Raw genomic sequence first — 16,148 nt, forward strand, 5'->3', positions numbered from 1 at the left:
AGCCTTACGTTCCGGTGAAATACGTTTCATGTGTCACTCCATGCCCTCAGATTGATTTATCAGAGGGGGTGACAACTATGCTGACACTGAGGGTATTACTGAGGGATAAGCTCTGGCGTCTGAATCACCTTTACTGGATTACCGACAAAGAAGGTAAGCCCGTCCGGTTCACGATGACGCCGGAGCAGCTTGAATACTTTGAAGGGATGCACCACCGCAACATCATCCTGAAAGCCCGCCAGTTAGGTTTCACGACGTCATCCAGCTGGACGCCGCGCTGTTTGAGACTGCCAGATGCGCCCTGATAGTTCATACCCTGAATGATGCAAAACGCCTGTTCAGGGAAAAGATTAAATACGCCTACTACCGTCTGCCAGACGGTATCAAAGCGGCAAACCCGGCCAGCAATGACGCTGCCGGTGAACTGGTATTCAGTAAAGGCGCATCACTCTACATCAGCACGTCATTTCGTGGTAGTACGCTGCGTTATCTGCATGTTTCAGAATTCGGCAAGATATGCGCCAAGTTTCCGGATAAAGCCCAGGAGATTGTGACCAGCGCATTCTAGGCCGTTTCTACCGACTGCTTCACCACAATCGAAAGCACGGCAGAAGGTCGCGCCGGTTACTTCTTCGATTACTGCCAGACTGCTGAAAAAGCACAGATGCAGGGCAAACCGCTGTACAATCTCGACTGGAAGTTCTTCTTTTTCTCCTGGTGGAAGAATCCGCAGTATGCAATCGACCCGGTGGAGCCAATACCGCAGCGTCTGAGCGATTATTTCTCTGAGATTGAGGCTAAGTATGGCATTGCGCTGCCTGCGTGGTCAGCGCAAGGATATCACCAAAAGGAGTGATCAATTTCAGTTTCCGTTTCAAAGGGCAGGGGAAATTATCCTGTTGCTGAATGCCAAAATACGACAAGGTAGTTGATGATGATTTTGCTATGAAAGAGAAGCGGCTGAAGGGGCAGTGGAGCATGTCTCATTTTGTGGCAAAGTACTTCGCTGTGTTTGACATCGTTGTAATTATAGTTATGATCAGATCATAACCTAATGGAAGCCGATATGGAAAGAGATGAAGGGTTAGACTACTTACTTTCACTACATGGCTCCACAGTGTACCGGGATGATGGTTATTGGTGGAAAATTGAAGCCTGGGAAGTTAAGCCAACATCATTTATTCCGCATGGGATCAGGTATAGCTTAACACTGCACGACCAATACAATACCCGCGTCTACGGTATAGACAATGCTTATGGTATAAAAACTCCTAAAAAAGGTCACTATTCAGGAAGAGTAGTTTACGACCATAGGCATCGTACTCCACACGATAAAGGATTCCCGTACGAGTTTTTGTCAGCAGCGCAGCTTCTTGAGGACTTCTTCAGGGAGGCAGAAGAAGTCGTCGCACAACGAGAAAATCGAGGTTAAAAATATGAAAGCTCTTATTGGTGTTATGCCTGAAGAGCACATCCGTCAAAGGATGCTTGCTATAGTTAAAGGCGAGTACAAGCCTGAGCCGGGAGAGCCCAGGCTATGGTTTACCTCTGTAAATGCACTGGCTCAGGTTTTAAGTAATGAGAACATTGAGTTACTACAGCTTATGGATGCCCGGCAGCCAGAAACAATCACTGAGCTTGCCGAAATGAGCGGACGACAGAAAAGTAACTTATCGGTTACCTTAAAAACTCTTAGCTCAAGAGGCTTCGTTCGCCTTGAGAAGCAGGGTAAAAGCGTGAAACCGGTGGCGCTTTTCACTGATTTCGAGATACAAATAAAACAAGAGCTTAAGATAAAATTCGCGTCTAAAGCAGCTGCCTGATTTTACTAAATCTTCGTTAACCTACCTCCCGGTGGCTTTTGCTTTCCGGGTTGCTGATTTTGTTACTTACTAGCGTCGTAATCTGATCTCTCTTTTCTGATGGCATCCGCGGCATGTTTGTCGAAGCTTTAAACGATGGCGCAAAAGAGTTTTATCGGAAGCCGGGTTTTATCGAACTCAAATCTCCGAATGAAAATTCACTGTTTTTTCCTACCCTTACCCCCGGCCATCGTTAGTATCTTAATCACTGGCATTAAGTCTGGTGTTTTGCGATATCCGTGCTCAGAACGCAGTTCTTTCAGCATCTGCCTCGTTGATTTCCCGGATCACTTTGCAGGGATTACCAACGGCAACCACATTGGGGGGAATATCACGGGATACTACACTACCGGCGCCGATGATTGCACCGTCTCCGATAGTTACTCCGGGCAGAACAGAGCTCCCTGCACCAATCCAGACATTATTTCCGAGGGTGATCGGTTTGGCATACTCCAGCCCGGCATTTCTTCGTGCACTGTCCAGCGGATGTCCGGCGGTATACAGGCCGACATTCGGGGCAATGAAAACATGATCACCGCACCTCACTTCTGCACCGTCCAGGATCACCAGATTGTGATTCGCATAGAAGTGGTCGCCGAGGTGTATATTGCTGCCATAGTCGCAGAAGAAAGGAGGCTCAATACAGGGGCTCTTACCGATACTGCCGGCGATTTCCTGCAGAAGGGCTTGGCGCTGCGACGGTCCCGTCTGGTTATAGCGCATACAGAGGGCCTTTGCCGCTTCCCGGCGAGTGATGATTTCTGCATCATAATTCGGGTCATAAAGCTGGCCATCCGGGACCCCGGTAATGTTATTTATCTTCGTCATACGTTCTCCTGAGCAGAAAAGGCTGTTCAGAGACTAAGCATTTTCTGTCGTAAAGGCTATGTTTCTGACAGGGATTTACATTTCACCGGCGGTTATCAGTCTCAGCATAATCCTGAACTGCTGAACCGTGGCCTGAGTCAGACCCGGATCACTGACAGCGATAATCGTTAAACCTGTCCCACCCCGGGAAAATCCCACACGACGGACGAATTTACTGTTCCGTAGGGTATTCACACAGCGCTGAAAGTGGCATTCAGGGTGTGAGAAAATGATTCATTTCAAGGGATAAGGTGACAAGTCTGCAATCTTTCCCCGGCAGGTAATACTCCCCGCTGTGGCGGAGGTTATTGCCGGACAGCCGCCGCGGAAAGGGCTCAGAATAGCACGATGTTTTCTGTTAACCCGTTTGACAGCAGATATCCCCGGTTGGCGATTTACACTTTCTCACAATTGAGAGATGTCAGCAGTGAAAAAATGCCGTAAAAAGGCGTCTAAAACCTGTCAACCCACCCAAATTATTGAGGAATTTAGCTTGAAAAGGCGTCTGCTTATTACTGTATCGGGTATGATTTTACTGGCGTCAGCGGCACATGCCGATGACACTACCTTCCCTGTTTCAATGACGCCACCGCCTATCAACGCGGCCTCCTGGGTGTTAATGGATGCGACCACCGGGCAGGTGCTGACAGCCGGTAACCCCGATGAACGACGTAATCCCGCCAGTCTGACTAAACTGGTGACCGGCTATGTGGTTGACCGGGCAATTAATGCTAAACGAATCTCTCCTGATGATATCGTCACCGTCGGTACCGATGCCTGGGGTGCAGGTAATCCGGTATTTAAAGGCTCTTCTCTGATGTTCCTCAAGCCTGGCGATAAAATCAGTGTGCGTGATCTGAGCCGGGGGGTCATTGTCGATTCAGGTAACGATGCTTGTGTGGCGCTGGCTGATTATGTCGCCGGAGGTCAGCAGAATTTCGTTGCGATGATGAACCAGGTCGTGGCCAACCTCGGTCTGAAAAACACCCATTTCGAAACCGTTCATGGTCTGGATGCCCCGGGGCAGTACAGTACCGCACGGGATCTGGCGATTGTCGCAAGAGCCATTATTCATGGCGAGCCGGAGTTCTACCACATGTACAGTCAGAAGACGATGACATGGAATGGTATTACTCAGAACAACCGTGTCGGGCTACTGTGGGATAACAGCCTGCATGTGGACGGAATGAAAACCGGTCATACAGAAACTGCCGGCTTTAACATTATCGCCAGTAATATCATAGGAAACCACCGTCTGATTGCGGTGGTGATGGGTGCTGACAGCCCTAAAGGCCGTGAAGATCAGGCAAGGAAACTGCTGGTCTGGGGACAGAACAACTTCGATACCGTACAATTATTCCATGCCGGCAAACCTCTGGGAACGGAGAATGTCTGGTACGGTAACCCGCATACGGTGAATGTAGGTTCTGCGAAAGACGTCTATCTGTCGTTACCTCGTGGTGAAATCAACAATGTTAAAGCGAAATATGTACTGACGAATAAAGAGCTGGATGCTCCGCTGACTCAGGACCAAACGATTGGTGAAATCCAGGTGATGGATAAAGACAAACAAATTGCCAGCTATCCGTTAGTCGCCTTACAGAGTGTGGCTAAAGGTGGCATCATTACCCGCATCACCGACTACATTAAGCAGAAACTGTAATCCTTCTGCCCTGTGGATTTGTTCAGCCCCGGTCTTTACCGGGGTTTTTTATGTTTTCCGACGGTGACCGCCATGAATTGCAACGGATCTTTTTTTGTAATATGCAAAAATAGAGGTCTGAAAAGTCCAACGGAACATGATTTTGCGCCCTGACAAGCCCATATCCCGACCTGAATTCTGGCTTTACCGCCATTACCAGACCGTTCATGGTGTGCGTATCGCCATTGCTTTTTTGCTGTCTTTTTTGCTGGTCCGTTTATTACACATCCCTGAGGGTAGCTGGCCACTGATCACGCTGGTGGTGGTTATGGGGCCTATCTCTTCCTGGGGAAATGTGTTTCCGCGAGCTGTACAACGTATTATCGGTACGATTGCCGGTTCTGTATCGGGGCTGATAGCCCTGAAGATAGAGTTGTATTCGCTGCCGCTGATGCTGGCCTGGTGCGGTATTGTGATGTTTGTCTGTGGTTATCTGACCTTAGGTAAACGGCCTTATATGGCGTTACTGATCGGCATTACCCTCGGTGTGGTGGTCGGAGCTCCGCCCGGTGATTTCCTGACCGCATTATGGCGGGGAGGGGATGTCATTTTTGGATCCGTGCTGGCCGTCATCTTCACCGGGATTTGGGCGCAGCGTGCCTATACCTTCTGGCGCATCAGAATGTCGGATGCATTAATCGCCTCACTGAAAATCTACCAGACCGGTTTATCACCGAATTTACTGGAAAAACCCCGCCTGAATACCTCTATTCAGCAACTGACTTCCGGTAGTGTGAAAATACGCTCCCTGCTGGAACCTTCCAGTAAAGAGACACGCATTCCTAAATCGGTGTTTGAAGCCATCCAGACTATCCAGCGAAATATGGTCTATACGCTGGAGATGCAGATCAATGCGTGGTGGGCTTCGCGGGAGAGTCATCTGCTGCTACTGAATGCACCGACATTGCGTCGTACCCAGGCGCTGACAGAAAACCTGTTCCGTACACTTTCCGGGATGTTGAAAACCGGGAAAACCGACCAGGTCTCTGCCACCATTGCAGAGCTTGATGAAATGAAACGTGAACTGAGCGGTTTGTTATCGAAGGCTGAACATGCGAAAGCAGAAGCGACACCCGTGTATGGTTACGTCTGGCTGAGTCTGGAGTTACATGGTCAGCTGGTACGGTTACATGAACTTATCCGAATGGTGTTGCGAAAGTAATCAATCAGTATCGTGTGAAATGCCATTCCTTTGCGCTAAGATAAGGTATTGAAAAGTTTTAGAAGTCACAGTAGTGATGCCGGGACTTCATTTGAACCCAACCGATTCTGAAACTCACGCCTGTCCGAACAGGCGTCAAACAAAGGTGTTATCATGGAAAATGCCAAACAATCCTTCCAGGACGTACTCGAATTTGTCCGTATGTTTCGCCGTAAAAACAAGCTGCAACGCGAAATTGCTGATAACGAGAAAAAAGTCCGCGATAATCAGAAGCGTGTACTGCTGCTGGATAACCTGAGTGAATATATTAAGCCCGGGATGAGTATCGAAGCGATTCAGGAGATCATCGCCAGTATGCGCAGTGATTATGAAGACCGGGTCGATGAATACATCATCAGAAATGCTGATCTCTCCAAAGAACGCCGGGATATTTCGAAAAAACTGAAAGTGATGGGCGAGCAGAAAACGATGCAGGGTGAAGTGAAAAAATAACCTCGTCTTTCATCGATGCCCGGGTATTGACCCGGGCGTTACATTGAGAATGTTTTCTCTCTCCGGTTGTACGACCGGGAACCCGCTTTATACCTGCTGCAGGCAGATACCCTGAGGCGTTGATTGATACTCCCCCGCATCTACGGGCGACGGATATTCCCACTCTCTGCCTGTTATGTTCAGTTTCTGACAATGTGATTGCGACCTGTGGTCACACAGGAACCATCTCTTTTCAGGCCATATCACCCGAAAGCAGGGTATCATGCCTTACGGCCGATTCCGGTCAGAGCTGATAGTGACACCGGTTTGTAACTCTCATACGGAGAAATCATCATGCACTGCTTTAGTCAGGCAACCTTTGACGTTCGTCTTGAATGGGGAATGCCGGCCATCGATTATCTGGCAGCCGATGCCGATTGTATCGTCATTATTGATGTTATGTCTTTTTCTACCTGTGTGAGCGTGGCTATCGATAACGGTGCCCGTATCTATCCGTATCTCCGTAAAGACGCCTCAGCAACGGAGTATGGGGAGAAAAGAGGGGCCGTTACTGCACATTTTGAAAGGCGACACGGGAGTGAGGGCTACACACTCTCGCCGGTTTCACTCAGGAAAATAGGCCAGGGAGAGAGACTGGTATTACCCTCGCCGAATGGCTCTGCGATTTCGTTCAGGGCCAGGGAAACGGGCGCAGCCATTTTCAGTGGATGCTTCAGGAACAGAACGGCTACAGCAGAAGCCTGTCGTAACTTTCAGCGAATATTACTGGTGCCTTGCGGAGAACAGTGGCCTGACGGAGGTCTGCGACCTTCGGTTGAAGGTTACATTGCCGCCGGTAGTATCATTGAAGCTATGGGACGGGGCAGGTGTTCGCCTGAATCATTGGCGGCATTATCGGCCTGGCAACATTACCGTCAGCAAAATCCGGGGCTTCTCGCAGAGTGTTCGTCGGCATGCGAATTACATGAGCGTGGTTTCGGTGAGGATGTCGCGCTTTGTCTGGAAACGGATCGTTCTTCATGGGCCTGCCGGTTGTACGGTGAGTATTATGCAGAATACCAGCCATAAATTTGCCGCTTAAAGGTTATGGTGAACTATACGCCCGTATTTTCACTGCTCAAATTTTCAGAATATCTTTGCCCCATATTCGTCGCCTGGCGATACCCTCTCTCCGGGAAATGTCCCCCGTACGTATTCTGAAATAATATGCGCTGCATAGTGTCAATGTTGTGTGATCCGCAACGCCCTGCCTGCCCTGTTTGCGGGGGCGTTCTTCTGTGCAGGGATGGCTGTTACTCCCTCTGCGGGCAGGGTGGATATCAAGATAATGTGATGATAATAAAGACAAATTTTTATTGTGTGGCATCGGAGGGGAATGCTATAAATGATAGCTCTGTTAACATGGAGCCTGAAATGAAACTATTTGCCGGGACAGAATCCAGCTGGTCGCTGAGAGCGCTACTCTGTATGGAGATTGCCGGGATACCCCCGGAACTGCGTATCTTTGACCTCAGCAACGAAGAGAGCAGGCGGGAACTCAAACACTTATCACCGACCGGGCGGGTGCCCGTGCTCAGGGACGGTGATGTTGTTGTTTATGATTCACTGTCTATCACAGAGTACTTAAACGAAAGTAAACCCGGCTTACTGTATTCCGCAGAGGCAGCCTTACGGGCTGAGGAGAGAAGCTTATGTGCCGAATTACACTCAGGTTTTGCTGAAGTCCGCCGGCAAATGCCATTTGTTGCCTCCGGTGAAACGGCGCCGGTAGTGTTATCCGCGGAAGCGGAAGCAGAAATCGAACGTATCGGAATTATTTTTGCCACGGGCCGGGGTGGGTTCTACCGCGGAGAGACGCCGGGGGCAGTGGATGCCTTCTATTCAGTGATGGCATATCGTCTGGCCTCCTATGGTGTTCATTTCACGGGGCAGGCGGGTCATTATCAGAACGCCCTGACGGAATGGCCGTTATTCAGAAGATCTTTATCCCGCCTTTGCCCAAAAAAGATGTCCGGGGGATGTTGTCATCGTCGTTGATGACTATGATCGTGCCCCGCCAGAAACGGGGGGAGTTTGTTCTTCTGATTAATCCCCCGGTTGCCTGTGAACCATTCAACCGGGGGCAGTCATCAGCAGGGGTCAGACGGCCTGCCGTGTTTGCTGATAAACCTGCAGGTTGACATACACTGCATTCAGGAGTGGTACGGGGACGGCGTGTGCATTGGCTCTGTCGACCAGGTCACCGATGATCTGGTCTGCCTCCACAGAGAACCCCTGGTCTAAATCCCGGTACATAGAGGATGTGAGCGGAGTTTCGGGGTTACTCAGCATCTGGAGGGTACCGGCAATGACCGCCGGGCGTGGCTGATAGCCGCAGGCAGTGATCACGGCTAATACTTCACTGAACAGGCTCTGTAGCAGTACTCCGCCACCGGCAGAACGCACGACCTGTTGAGTGTTGCCCCTTGACAGGCAGGTCACGGCACCCAGCGTACTCAGCAGTAACCATTTTTCCCACATATCATTCTGAATGGTCATGGATAGCCGGTTATCAAACCCGCAGCCACTCAACACGGCATCCAGCTCACGCACGCGTGCTGAATCACTGCCGTCCTGCTCACCGTAGTAAAGCTGATGCAGCGCAGACATTTGCAGAATTTCGCCTTGCTCATTCAGCGTGGAATGGATTTTACACAGTCCCCCCAGCACTTTATCTTTACCGAACACCTCTGCCAGCGTGCTGATATGTCGCATACCGTTCAGCACCGGTAAAATCAGCGTCTGCTCACCGACCGCGGGGGTAATGTCATGGATGGCCTGTGAGAGCCCGAAACTCTTCACTGTGAGGAGGATCAGGTCAAACGGGCCACTGATCTCCCCGGCCTTTAGCAACTGTGGCTGTATCGCAAAACGTCCGGCATCAGCATGAACCACTAACCCGTGCTTTTCGAGAGCAGCAGCGCGTTTTTCACGGACCAGAAAGGTCACATCCCGCCCGTGACGTGCCAGGCAGGCACCGAAATAGCCGCCTGTAGAGCCGGCACCCACAACCAGTATTCGCATATTCCATCCCCTGTCATGTTTTAGTCTCAGGTTCTACCTTAAAAGGCGGACGCCAGAAACACCAGCCAGCAAGGTCAGAAATTATTACAATTCTGCAAGCGAAGATTTAGCAAGGCATGCGGGCTATCTCAGGGGATCTGGTAAAGATGTGCCTCCGGCGGCCAAAAAAGCCATATCTTCGGTGCGGGGATAATAGTTAAAATAGATAAAACAGTTCAGTACGGGATAATAAGGCATGAAGGATCAGGAAACACCACTGCTGGCAGTGGATAAGATAAATTACCAGGCCGGCGGGTCACAAATCCTCCGTGATATTTCACTGACACTCAATGCCGGTGAATTTACTCTGATCACCGGGCCTTCGGGATGCGGAAAGAGTACGCTGCTCAAAATTATCTCTTCACTGATCAGTCCGCAGAGCGGGGAGATTACGTTAGGCGGTAAAAATATTACGCACTATTCGCCGGAAGAGTATCGTCAGCAGGTATCTTACTGCGCACAAACCCCGTCACTGTTTGGCAATACGGTTGCCGATAACCTGCAGTTTCCCTGGATGCTGCGTCGCAAAACAGCCGATAACCAGCAACTGATCAAAGAACTGCAACGGTTTTCATTACCGGCAAACATGCTGGATCAACCTGTAACGGAGCTCTCAGGCGGAGAAAAACAACGTATTTCACTGATCCGTCATCTGCAGTTTTTACCTAAGATCCTGCTGCTGGATGAAATCACCAGTGCGCTGGACGAAAAAAATAAACGCCAGGTGAACGATATTATTCATCACTATGTGCGTGAAAAGAATCTGGCCGTCCTGTGGGTCACTCACGATGTGGATGAAATACGCCATGCAGATCATGTGATCCGCTTAACGCCTCCCTCCGCAGCGCAGGAAGGAACCCCCTCAGAAAATACAAAGGAAGACGCGAGTGAACCAGCATAATATCACCAATGGATCGCTTATTATGTCGCTGGCCTTAGTGCTGGTGGCGATTGTGATCAGTTACCGGGAAAAACTGGCACTGGAAAAAGATATTTTGTGGAGTATCTTCCGGGCCGTTGTACAACTGGTGATTGTCGGTTACGTATTAAAGTATCTGTTTGACCTGAACAATGCCTTTCTGACGGTATTAATGGTGCTGTTTATCTGTTTCAATGCGGCCTGGAATGCCAAAAAGCGCAGTAAATATATAGATAATGCTTTCCTGATGTCATTTGTCGCCATCACTACCGGTGCCGTCCTGACGTTACTGGTGCTGGTGCTGACCGGGTCGATTGAGTTTCAGCCTATGCAGGTGATCCCGATAGCCGGAATGATTGCCGGTAACGGTATGGTTGCGGTCGGGCTTTGTTACAATAACCTGGGGCAACGATTTGCCAGCGGACAGCAGCAAATTCAGGAGATGCTCAGTCTGGGAGCGACCCCGAAGCAGTCGTCTGCGGGACTGCTGCGGGAAAGTATTCGTGCCGCGATGATCCCGACCATTGATTCAGCGAAAACCGTGGGGCTGGTTAGTCTGCCGGGGATGATGTCCGGATTGATCTTTGCGGGAATTGACCCGGTAAAAGCGATTAAATATCAGATAATGGTGACCTTTATGCTGTTATCTACCGCCAGTCTGTCGACTATTATTGCCGGCTATCTGGCCTACCGCCGGTTCTATAATGATCGCCATCAGTTGGTCATTAAATCCCCGCGCTAATGCTAATCTGCACACAGTAAAAACGCTCCGGGGGCGATGCTTTCCTTCCTCCCGGAACGTTGTCCTCTGATGACAGCACCGAAGAGTGCCAGGTTAGTCACAGAATATTCTGGTCCTGACTGTGCATGCCGGTGATCGTGTTACGGTAAATCCTCTTTCCGAAGGTGGCCGGATAACGGGCCACCGCTGGCAGAGCCATGCAGGGTGTTCTGTGTCCGGCGCGCAACCCGCCAGATCCGCAAAGCAGATAATTTTCAGAGTGAAATACCTTACGGTGTCACACTCCGGAATAACTGATTGCGGGCTTTTGAGGGCGATGTTAGTCTTCCGGGACGAAAACCGCATAAGTAACCGAATAATGTCCCACTTAGTACATCCAACACCAGAAGAAATAAAGAGCATCAGGGAAGAGCTTGGCCTGGGGCGTGCTGAGTTCGCCAGTGTGCTTGGGATGCCTGCTCACGGCGAACATACCGTCGGTGAATGGGAGTCCGGGCAGCTTATGCCTTCCGTAGCCAAACGGAAGGCTATCCTGAACATGGGTAAAAAACTGCAAAAACATGCACAGGAAGCGCCTTTCCGGCAGCCACCGCAGTCGGAAAGCCGGTTTACATTTATTGATCTGTTTGCCGGAATCGGCGGGATCCGCCTGCCTTTTCAGCGCCTGGGCGGGCACTGTGTTTTTACCTCGGAATGGGATAAATACGCCCAGAAAACCTATCTGGCCAATTACGGAGAAATGCCGGTCGGCGACATCACCCGGGTCAGGGCCACGGAGATTGCCGATCACGATGTGCTGCTGGGCGGGTTCCCCTGTCAGGCTTTTTCTCTCGCCGGGCGTAAGCAGGGCTTCAGTGATACCCGCGGAACCATGTTTTTTGAAATTCAGCGCATCCTGGCCGCGAAAAAGCCAAAAGCGTTCCTGCTGGAAAATGTTAAACAGCTTCGGGGACATGATAAAGGCCGCACCCTGAAAACCATTATCGATATTTTACAGGGTAAGCATGTGCAGGCTATTCCTGATGATGTCCCGATGAGTGAAGAGGCCCGGCGGGCATTGTCTGAAAAGCTGAACTACTGGGTCGATTTCCGGGTATTGCGTGCGGGAGATTTTGGCGCGCCTCAGAACCGTGAGCGGGTTTATATTGTCGGTTTTGATAAAGACTATTTCAGCGGTGTTGATTTCGACCAGGTCTTCCGGTGGCCGGAACCGCCTTGTACGCCGACCCGGGTGGGTGACATTTTACTGCAACCGCAGCAACTGGCGGCACTGATTGCCAGAAAAGGCAAAGACGTTTATACCCTGTCCGATAAACTGTGGCTCGGCCACCAGAAAAGGCGTTCGTCTCACAAGCAGCGCGGAAACGGCTTTGGTTACAGCCTGTTTAACGCTGACAGTGAGTACACCAATACTCTTAGCGCCAGGTATTATAAAGACGGTTCAGAAATACTGATTGAACAGCAGGCTGAAGGGAAAAACCCGCGAAAACTGACGCCGAAAGAGTGTGCCCGTTTACAGGGATTCCCCGATGATTTTATCGTTGATGCCGTTTCACATGGTCAGATTTATAAACAGTTCGGTAATTCCGTTTGCATGAACGTTATCGCTGCGCTGGCAGGACAGATGGTCAGTGCGCTGGAAGCCGCCAGCCGGTTACGTCGGTGCGAATGAGAAGGGCGGACCTCTGTTATTCGATAACGGTGCGAGGCACCGTATCGATATAACCTGCCTGAGGCCATGTTTTTTTCAGACTACAGAGCCACCATTGCCAGCGTACTGTCCGGCGCAATACGGCTGGTGGCAATAAACATCAGTGATATTCCCGGGGGCCGTCCAGGCCCGCCGGACAGCATCGATGACAGTGCCGATGAAATATTCGCAATGGCCAGTGTTATGCCACTGACTGTCCCTGCCGATGCCTTCGGCACCCTATGAATCCCTTCCGATCCGTAAACCTATAGCCATCACGTTGATTATCCGTCCGTCCGGAGCCTGCCTGAAGTGTTGCCATTAAACAGAGTGCGGTCAGCCGCAGGGCAGTGGCCCCGGCCGGGTGTGATGGCGAGGGTATCTATCGTTATCAGCCCTGCCGTAGTCGCATTTTTATGTCAGAAGAGAACCTTTTGATCACCTCCGGTACATTTCCGGCATCTTTCGGAATGCCATTGGCAGAAAAATGCCCCGCAGAGGGAGTGCAGGTTTATGGATGCTAATTTATTTCCTGAGTTATTTTTATAAGCCTAAGGAGAAAAGACAGCATACAGAGGGGGAAGAAATGTCGGGATTTTTATTTCCATCGCCGGCGATGCAGACAGGAAATGCGCGCGACATTATAACCGCTATCTGGCTCCGCACCTTCTTTTAATAATGTTATTATTCATTGTGTTACGTTCAGTTTCTCCGGGGGTTCGGGACACGGAATATCGTTTTTCTGTGCGGTGATTGTTCTGTCGTCCGGCAGTGTTATCGATAAATAAGGCAAATAAACAGACCCGCTTATGATCACGATCAATATGAGAGGGAGAGAATATCACCATCATAAACCCATTAAAGGTCACATGACGGGAAGCTGAAATGATTAAAGAAACTAAATTACCAAGAACGGTAACATCACCGAAAAAATTCTTTATTGGCACCGATATGTTGTCGAAAATCGATGACTTCGTGAAAGATTTTGGCGATAACACCCTGATCATTACCGATGAATTTATTCTGCCAAAAGTGCAGGAACAGGCATTGCCGGCCCTCCACGCTGCCGGACTGAAAGGATGTGCTGAGAAGTTCCGCTATGAATGTTGCCGGAAAGAGATCGACCGTCTTCAGGAATGTGTCCGTGCCAGCGAAGCGAATGTCATTGTCGGCGTCGGCGGAGGTAAAACGCTCGATACCGCTAAAGCGGTTGCTTTCTACCTGAAACTGCCGGTGGTACTGTTTCCGACGATTGCTTCTACCGATGCGCCTTGTACTGCTCTGGCGGTCATCTATACCGAAAGCGGAGAGTTTGACGAATATCTGTACTTACCGCAGAACCCGGACGTCGTGGTTGCCGATACTTCGATTATCGCAGCCGCCCCTTTGCGCTTCTTCTCCGCTGGCGTCGGCGATGCGTTAGCGACCTATTTTGAGGCCCGTGCCTGCTATGCGGCGGATGGCATTAACCTGGTGTTGCATAAACCGTCAAGAACCGGACTGGGGCTGGCTGAGCTATGCTACCGTCTGCTGAGTGAAAATATCGATGCAGCTATGGACGCTGTGGCTAACCACCTGACCACCCCGGCGCTGGAGCAGACCATTGAGGCGACGATTTATCTGAGTGGTGTCGGGGCCGAGGCGGGTGGTCTGGCGGCGGCCCATGCAGTCAATAACGGCATGTCAGTGGTGCCTGATCTGCATAAAGCGCAGCACGGTGAGAAAGTGGTCTTTGGCCTGCTGACGCAGTTGGTGCTGGAAAATGCCCCGCAGGAAGAGTGGGACAATGTGGTGCGTATTGTGAAAGCGGCAAAACTCCCGCTGACACTGGAAGATATGGGCCTGAAAACATTTGTCGAATCTGAATGGCGTGAAGTTGCACGTATTGCCTGTGCACCGGGCGACACGATGAACAATATGCCGATGGAACTGACGGTCGATGATGTATATAACGCGATGGTGACTGCCAATACGATAGCGCACCGGATGAAAGGCTGATTTCTGCCTCCCGTCATAATCCATCTCTGGGGTGGCCCGCGACGGTGAAATAGCTGTTCTGTGACCCCCGTCATCCTTATCCGCTGACCCTGAACCGGGCGGTGGATTTTTTTTGCCGCATAAACCGCAGTTCCTTTCCCGGGAGCAAATGCTTTCCTCCGTAAGCCGGCTTCACAGTCACTCACACCCTGATGAAAATATCGGCGTAAACTCGCGGTCGGATGATTCAGTCGCTGTTTTCGGTCTTCGTTTGTCGTCAGCCAGGGCATGACAAAACGTATCAGAGCGCACCGTCATTACGCCTTTCACCGCTGAATTGCTCATTTTTAGTCGCTATTTTGCGCTTTCCTGCCTCGCCATTTCCGGTCCGCTTTTTACTGTCACCGGGTAATATTGATAAATAAAATCACCGAATGATCCGGCCGTATCACACGCCGGTGTGAACGGATTCTGCTGCCAGGTCATCGGTGCATGTCCATAACTCCCTGACGTTATGCAGAGCACGTTGGCGACATAACAGGCAGCAGGGCGAAAAAATCGCTCGTTAAAACATCATTTATTTCTGTTTGTATCTGAATGTAATGTTTTTTATTGCAATTGATTATCGTTTGTAAAATAATTCTCATTATCATTTTTTAGGTAATGCAGTCTTATCTTTTCTGAGTCTTTTTTCAGGATGACATCACGACAGATAAGTCCCTGCACCGTCGGTAAGAGGAAGGCGAGTTTGTGTAGTCTGTGGATTCCTGAAGCCGGGGGGGAAGTCTCCGCCGCCGATGCACGGAGGAAAGCAACGGTTAACGTGTCTGTGATGATGTCTGTGGGGGTTCATGCACTGCTGATCTTTGCCATGATTTCTCATGCGCCCTCCCGGGTATTGATGAGCGGAGGCGGACAGAGCAACGCTTCTTCTGCCGTTCCGGTCTTCACCGCGGTACAGGTGAACCCGCAATCTCCCGAACGACTGCCACCGAAAGTATTGCCGGTGACTGTCGGGACCCCGGCACGATCACCATTACCGGTCAGTGAGCGCGGCACAGTGGCCTTGCCGGCCATGAAAAAGATCCCACACGCCTCAGAGAAGCCTTCCCGGGCGGTGCGGGCAGCGCATTCCACCGGAAAAAGTGTCGCGGTTACCCGGCCCCGGGTGGCCGGCAGAACACAACCTGTTTCTGTTCAGCGACGACCGCCCGGGGTGACGAAACCCCGGCTTGCCAGCAGGGCAATGTCTGACGGAGCTTCTTTGGAAAATATTGCCCGGGTTCCCCCGGAAAATGCCGGTACCGGTAATACAGCGACGACCCGTGCAGGTGCCGGGGAACATCCTCATGCCACCGTCAAAGCCTTAACCCGCAGGGTCAATTATCCGCAGCGTGCGAAAGCGTTGGGCGTCGAAGGCAGAGTAAAACTGCGCTTTGATGTCACTGCGGACGGTACGGTTACTCATGTCCGGATCACAGAAGAAAATCCCGCCGGTGTATTCAGCGGAGGACTTTATAAAGATATCGCCCGCTGGCGTTATCAGAAGGGGGCTGCGGCCGAAAATCAGACCGTCACGATAATTTTTAAACTCAGTGGGGCGGTGGCTCTGGCGGATTAATAAATTTTTATC

At 50.7% G+C, this 16,148-nt stretch carries 15 protein-coding genes and 2 pseudogenes; 14 read left to right on the forward strand and 3 right to left on the reverse strand.

All coding sequences use genetic code 11. The features are described 5' to 3' along the window. Positions 1-77 precede the first annotated feature (77 nt). From GTPT_RS08895 to GTPT_RS17805, 4 genes and pseudogenes are all read left to right on the forward strand, one after another. Positions 78-853, forward strand: a pseudogene (locus tag GTPT_RS08895) (terminase); the annotation flags it as partial. 213 nt (positions 854-1,066) lie between these two features. Beyond that, positions 1,067-1,432, forward strand: coding sequence for a toxin-antitoxin system TumE family protein (locus GTPT_RS08900; protein ID WP_029990451.1), 366 nt, complete (start codon positions 1,067-1,069; stop codon positions 1,430-1,432). A 4-nt stretch (positions 1,433-1,436) separates the two neighbouring features. Next, the gene (locus tag GTPT_RS08905) at positions 1,437-1,823 is read left to right on the forward strand and encodes an HVO_A0114 family putative DNA-binding protein (RefSeq protein ID WP_025901387.1); all 387 of its coding nucleotides are present in this window, start codon (positions 1,437-1,439) and stop codon (positions 1,821-1,823) included. A gap of 101 nt (positions 1,824-1,924) precedes the next feature. Then, positions 1,925-2,059: pseudogene (locus GTPT_RS17805) on the forward strand (N-acetyltransferase); the annotation flags it as partial. Between the two features lie 46 nt (positions 2,060-2,105). Here the strand turns inward: GTPT_RS17805 and GTPT_RS08910 are convergent. Continuing rightward, positions 2,106-2,690 (reverse strand): sugar O-acetyltransferase, encoded by a 585-nt coding sequence (locus GTPT_RS08910; RefSeq protein ID WP_051170760.1) that lies wholly within the window; start codon positions 2,688-2,690, stop codon positions 2,106-2,108. A 532-nt stretch (positions 2,691-3,222) separates the two neighbouring features. Here GTPT_RS08910 and dacD point away from each other — a divergent pair. From dacD to GTPT_RS08935, 5 genes are all read left to right on the forward strand, one after another. Then, a complete protein-coding gene (gene dacD, locus GTPT_RS08915) occupies positions 3,223-4,392 on the forward strand; it encodes a serine-type D-Ala-D-Ala carboxypeptidase DacD (protein WP_025901385.1) in 1,170 nt (389 codons plus the stop codon). 142 nt (positions 4,393-4,534) lie between these two features. Further along, positions 4,535-5,593: an FUSC family protein gene (locus tag GTPT_RS08920; protein ID WP_025901384.1), complete on the forward strand. Its 1,059-nt coding sequence runs from the start codon at positions 4,535-4,537 to the stop codon at positions 5,591-5,593. A 153-nt stretch (positions 5,594-5,746) separates the two neighbouring features. After that, positions 5,747-6,085 carry a DUF496 family protein gene (locus GTPT_RS08925; protein WP_025901383.1) on the forward strand — a complete coding sequence of 113 codons (339 nt, stop codon included), beginning with the start codon at positions 5,747-5,749 and terminating at the stop codon, positions 6,083-6,085. Between the two features lie 333 nt (positions 6,086-6,418). Continuing rightward, on the forward strand, positions 6,419-7,153 hold the full coding sequence (locus GTPT_RS08930; RefSeq protein WP_029990453.1) for a 2-phosphosulfolactate phosphatase: 735 nt from the start codon (positions 6,419-6,421) through the stop codon (positions 7,151-7,153). Between the two features lie 345 nt (positions 7,154-7,498). After that, entirely contained in the window at positions 7,499-8,122 is a 624-nt protein-coding gene (locus GTPT_RS08935) for a glutathione S-transferase family protein (protein WP_071780114.1), read from the forward strand. 102 nt (positions 8,123-8,224) lie between these two features. Here the strand turns inward: GTPT_RS08935 and GTPT_RS08940 are convergent, their stop codons facing one another. After that, positions 8,225-9,148, reverse strand: coding sequence for a ketopantoate reductase family protein (locus GTPT_RS08940; RefSeq protein ID WP_029990455.1), 924 nt, complete (start codon positions 9,146-9,148; stop codon positions 8,225-8,227). Between the two features lie 235 nt (positions 9,149-9,383). Here GTPT_RS08940 and fetA point away from each other — a divergent pair, with 235 nt between their 5' ends. The 3 genes from fetA (at position 9,384) to GTPT_RS08955 (ending at position 12,520) form a co-directional block, all read left to right on the forward strand. Beyond that, positions 9,384-10,088, forward strand: coding sequence for an iron efflux ABC transporter ATP-binding subunit FetA (fetA, locus tag GTPT_RS08945; protein WP_029990456.1), 705 nt, complete (start codon positions 9,384-9,386; stop codon positions 10,086-10,088). Beyond that, entirely contained in the window at positions 10,075-10,848 is a 774-nt protein-coding gene (gene fetB / locus GTPT_RS08950; RefSeq protein ID WP_025901378.1) for an iron efflux ABC transporter permease subunit FetB, read from the forward strand. The genes fetA and fetB overlap by 14 nt, the downstream gene beginning before the upstream one ends. Before the next feature lie 358 nt (positions 10,849-11,206). Next, complete coding sequence (locus GTPT_RS08955) at positions 11,207-12,520, forward strand: DNA cytosine methyltransferase (protein ID WP_029990458.1); 1,314 nt, start codon at positions 11,207-11,209, stop codon at positions 12,518-12,520. An 80-nt stretch (positions 12,521-12,600) separates the two neighbouring features. Here GTPT_RS08955 and GTPT_RS17480 read toward each other — a convergent pair whose 3' ends face one another. Further along, positions 12,601-12,777: a hypothetical protein gene (locus GTPT_RS17480; protein ID WP_156022688.1), complete on the reverse strand. Its 177-nt coding sequence runs from the start codon at positions 12,775-12,777 to the stop codon at positions 12,601-12,603. 646 nt (positions 12,778-13,423) lie between these two features. Here GTPT_RS17480 and GTPT_RS08965 point away from each other — a divergent pair. After that, positions 13,424-14,536, forward strand: coding sequence for a glycerol dehydrogenase (locus GTPT_RS08965; RefSeq protein WP_029990462.1), 1,113 nt, complete (start codon positions 13,424-13,426; stop codon positions 14,534-14,536). Positions 14,537-15,263: 727 nt separating this feature from the next. Next, positions 15,264-16,136: a TonB family protein gene (locus tag GTPT_RS16735; protein WP_029990463.1), complete on the forward strand. Its 873-nt coding sequence runs from the start codon at positions 15,264-15,266 to the stop codon at positions 16,134-16,136. The last annotated feature ends 12 nt before the right edge of the window (positions 16,137-16,148 follow it).

Source organism: Tatumella ptyseos ATCC 33301 (assembly GCF_000735525.1).
GTDB lineage: Bacteria > Pseudomonadota > Gammaproteobacteria > Enterobacterales > Enterobacteriaceae > Tatumella > Tatumella ptyseos.